This is a genomic window from Dolichospermum sp. LEGE 00246 (assembly GCF_015207865.1).
GTDB classification, from domain to species: domain Bacteria; phylum Cyanobacteriota; class Cyanobacteriia; order Cyanobacteriales; family Nostocaceae; genus Dolichospermum; species Dolichospermum heterosporum.
Genome location: NZ_JADEWA010000536.1, coordinates 1 through 3,283, shown reverse-complemented (window position 1 = coordinate 3,283; position 3,283 = coordinate 1). Strand labels below are relative to the sequence as shown.

At 39.3% G+C, this 3,283-nt stretch carries 5 protein-coding genes; 1 reads left to right on the top strand and 4 read right to left on the bottom strand.

The window, feature by feature from the left end:
* Positions 1-25 precede the first annotated feature (25 nt).
* Positions 26-793 (bottom strand): dienelactone hydrolase family protein, encoded by a 768-nt coding sequence (locus IQ228_RS23585; protein ID WP_193964640.1) that lies wholly within the window; start codon positions 791-793, stop codon positions 26-28.
* 266 nt (positions 794-1,059) lie between these two features.
* Here IQ228_RS23585 and IQ228_RS23580 point away from each other — a divergent pair, with 266 nt between their 5' ends.
* Complete coding sequence (locus IQ228_RS23580) at positions 1,060-2,046, top strand: GntR family transcriptional regulator (protein ID WP_027404861.1); 987 nt, start codon at positions 1,060-1,062, stop codon at positions 2,044-2,046.
* Here the strand turns inward: IQ228_RS23580 and IQ228_RS23575 are convergent.
* The 3 genes from IQ228_RS23575 to IQ228_RS23565 are packed head-to-tail and all read right to left on the bottom strand — an operon-like array spanning position 2,043 to position 3,258.
* On the bottom strand, positions 2,043-2,465 hold the full coding sequence (locus IQ228_RS23575) for a hypothetical protein (RefSeq protein ID WP_193964638.1): 423 nt from the start codon (positions 2,463-2,465) through the stop codon (positions 2,043-2,045). The genes IQ228_RS23580 and IQ228_RS23575 overlap by 4 nt on opposite strands.
* A complete protein-coding gene (locus tag IQ228_RS23570; RefSeq protein ID WP_193964636.1) occupies positions 2,422-2,910 on the bottom strand; it encodes a hypothetical protein in 489 nt (162 codons plus the stop codon). Before IQ228_RS23570 ends, IQ228_RS23575 begins: the two co-directional genes overlap by 44 nt.
* A gap of 57 nt (positions 2,911-2,967) precedes the next feature.
* Positions 2,968-3,258, bottom strand: a complete 291-nt coding sequence (locus IQ228_RS23565) for a nucleotidyltransferase family protein (RefSeq protein WP_193896423.1) — start codon at positions 3,256-3,258, stop codon at positions 2,968-2,970.
* Positions 3,259-3,283: the final 25 nt, after the last annotated feature.

Sequence of the window (3,283 nt, the reverse complement as noted above, 5' to 3'; positions counted from 1 at the left end):
TAAGAGACAGACCCCCTACTTGCCTTCACCCATCATTTTCGGGTTGACAGACTACTAGTTGTCCAAAAAGTTGTTGGACTTGCTCCCAAGCATCCGCCGCAGCTTTAGAATTATAACTGGCACGACGGTCACAAAAAAATCCATGCCCAGATCCATCGTAACGAAACAGACGATGAGAAATGTGATATTTTGCAAGTTCGGCGGCAATCTCGTCTACCTCTTCTGGAGGAATACTCGCATCTTCCTCACCAAAAAAGGTGTAGATAGTGCCTTTAATTGCTGATGTCCGGGTAATACTGGGATTTCCACCTCCGGGAGTACGAGTAGTGATCCCCGCACCGTAAAAGGAAGCAGTGGCTTTAATATCAGAGAGTGTAGCAGCTAAATAGGCGACGTGACCACCAAAACAAAAGCCAATACAACCAAATTCATCTGGGTTAACATTGGGTAAAGTTTTTAAGTAGTTAATGGCTGCTTGAATATCGCTTAAAAGTTCTGATGCTGTGGTTTGTGACCAAGCGTATTTTTTGCCTATTTCCACAGCTTCCGGCGTGTAACCAGTTTCAAATCCAGGGGCTTGACGTTGAAACAGTGCTGGAGCGATCGCCACATATCCTAGTTTAGCAATCCGTTCGGTAACATCCCGAATATGGGCGTTAACCCCAAAAATCTCCTGGAGAACGACAATTCCCGGATAAGAACCTGGTGCAGTTGGTTGAGCTAAATAGGCGGCTATTTGCAAATTGTCTTGAGGAATTTGAATTGTTGTAGTCTGTATTGCTGACTCTGTCATAATATAAGTTGTGATTAGGGAAATAGGTAAGAGGTACGAAGCACAAGTTAATAATAGTTATATCTATCAGCAATTAGTAACCACTAATGGCGTTGTGAATTACGATTCATTTACTGCTGATCGGACTTACATTCATTTTGACCCTTACCTTCTGATTTGGTGTATTCTTCTGTGATAATATTTTCCATAGCAAACTAACCCATTAATCATATATTTAACAGGTAAATTATGGCTATTTGTATAAGTCTTATGGAGCAGAATTGGTAATGATTCAATTCCGTATTCAGCCAGATAGTGAAATTCCTGCATCTAATCAACTGTTTAATCAGATCAGATTTGCGATCGCCTCTGGGCAATATTCACCTGCATATAAACTACCCAGTACCAGGGCTTTAGCCATGCAAACTGGATTACATCGCAACACCATTAGTAAAGTTTACCGCCAATTGGAGGAAGAAGGATTTGTCGAAAGTTTAGCAGGTTCAGGCATCTATGTCCGCCCTCAAGGTCATGAAGGCGGAAGCAGATCCCAGTCTCCCATGCTCAAACAAAATCCTCAAGCCTATAAGGTGGTGCAACAAGCCCTAGATGAGTTACTGGGTCAAGGTTGTTCTCTCAATCAATCACGAGAACTATTTTTAGCAGAAGTTGACTGGCGCTTGCGTTGTAGTGCCAGAGTATTAGTGGTGACACCATCTCAAGATATTGGGGCTGGGGAATTAATGGTTGATGAGTTAGAAGAATCCCTGCAAATCCCCCTCCAGCTAGTCGCAATGGAACAACTGATTGGAGTATTAGACCAAACCACTTCAGCCACATTAGTCACCAGTCGTTATTTTATCGGAGAAGTGGAAGCGATCGCTGCACCCAAAGCAGTTCGCGTGATTCCCCTAGATATTCACGACTATGGCAAAGAAATGACTGTCGTGAAAAGCCTACCCAAATCCAGTTGTATTGGTATAGTTAGCCTCAGTCCTGGTATTCTCAGAGCCACAGAAGTCATTCTCCACGGTTTACGAGGAGACGAAATATTAGTCATGACTGCTCAACCAAAGGATGCTTATAAACTACACGCGATCGTTAAACGCTCAGAAATAATATTTTGTACAGATCAAGTCAGCTATGCCACAACCCAAGCAGCTATACAAACAGTCCTAGAAGACCTCATCCGTCCACCCAAACTGATTCGCTGTGAAAACTACATCGGCACACAGTCCATCAACTTACTAAAACGGGAATTAGGACTAATTTAATTTGTCAGTTGTCCCGAAAATAACCCTAATGAACAAATAATTTGCGCTTCCTGTTGTCCGTCTTCAGGATGAATCACACACAAAGAATTATTATCACGTAAAGAAATAATCATTGTGGCTAATTGTTCATCACTAATCCCACTTTTCAACTGCCGATTAAGTTTAACAATCGTCGTTTCTTTTAATGGATAAAGATAGATTTCTTCAACCGCCTTTTTCAAAGTTTGCCAATCTTCACCTAATGAAAATAACGATGAAAATAATGGGGTTTCTGTCTTCTTAATATAAGCATCTAATCTATAATATGTTCGATATCTTGCGCCTTTAGAGCTTCCTAATTGTCCTCCAGTTGTTTTATGCTGTTCCAATACCAAATCAGCCCCTTGCGAGACAAAAACCGATTGCAGGTAAATTAGCATGATTTTGCGGAACTAAATATAATTTCGCGTGGAGGGGATGACGTAAATAGAGTTTCACAACTACTTTTTTAGCTTTTAATTGTGATTTAAGTCTTTTTAAACCCAATTCATCAGCATTATTAGGTTTTCCAATCATTAATTGTTGGCGAAATTCCTGAACTATGCGTTTTTGCAATTGAAAAGATTTATTTCTATCTATGGGTTTTTGGGATATTCCTAAACCTAATAGTTCCTGAAGTTCATCTTTGGGAAGTTTTTGCATTCCAATTAATAACCGACAACTATTATTTTCTCCGCCGGTAAATTGTTCAATTTCCTCCTGTATTAATTTCCATCCTCGCAAGTTAAAATAACCGACACAAAAATCAGCCCTATTTGCAGATTGGAGGCTTTTTTTAAGTATAGGTAATAGTTGATCATTAATATTATCAAAAATCCGAGGCATAGTTTTTATTAATTACCAAATTCTTTTTGAAAAATGTCCTCAAAATACAATCTGAGACTACGAGACATAAATTACCTCTGTTTCCACCACATTTCTAATTTGAGGCTTTAACATCTTCTTGCTAACTACATCTACCGAACATCCTAAACTATCCTCCAGAAAAAATTTTAAATCCATATAGCAGTCAAATGTTACTTTTCCCTCAAACTCCACTAATAAATCAACATCACTTTTAGCCGTCGCTTCATCTCTTGCTACCGAACCAAATAAACCGAGAGATTTTACACCATAACCTCGAATCTCTACCGCATGATCTTTTAAAAAAGTGATCAGTTTTTCTCGTTTCATTTTTTAACTCCTTAAAGATTTTTTA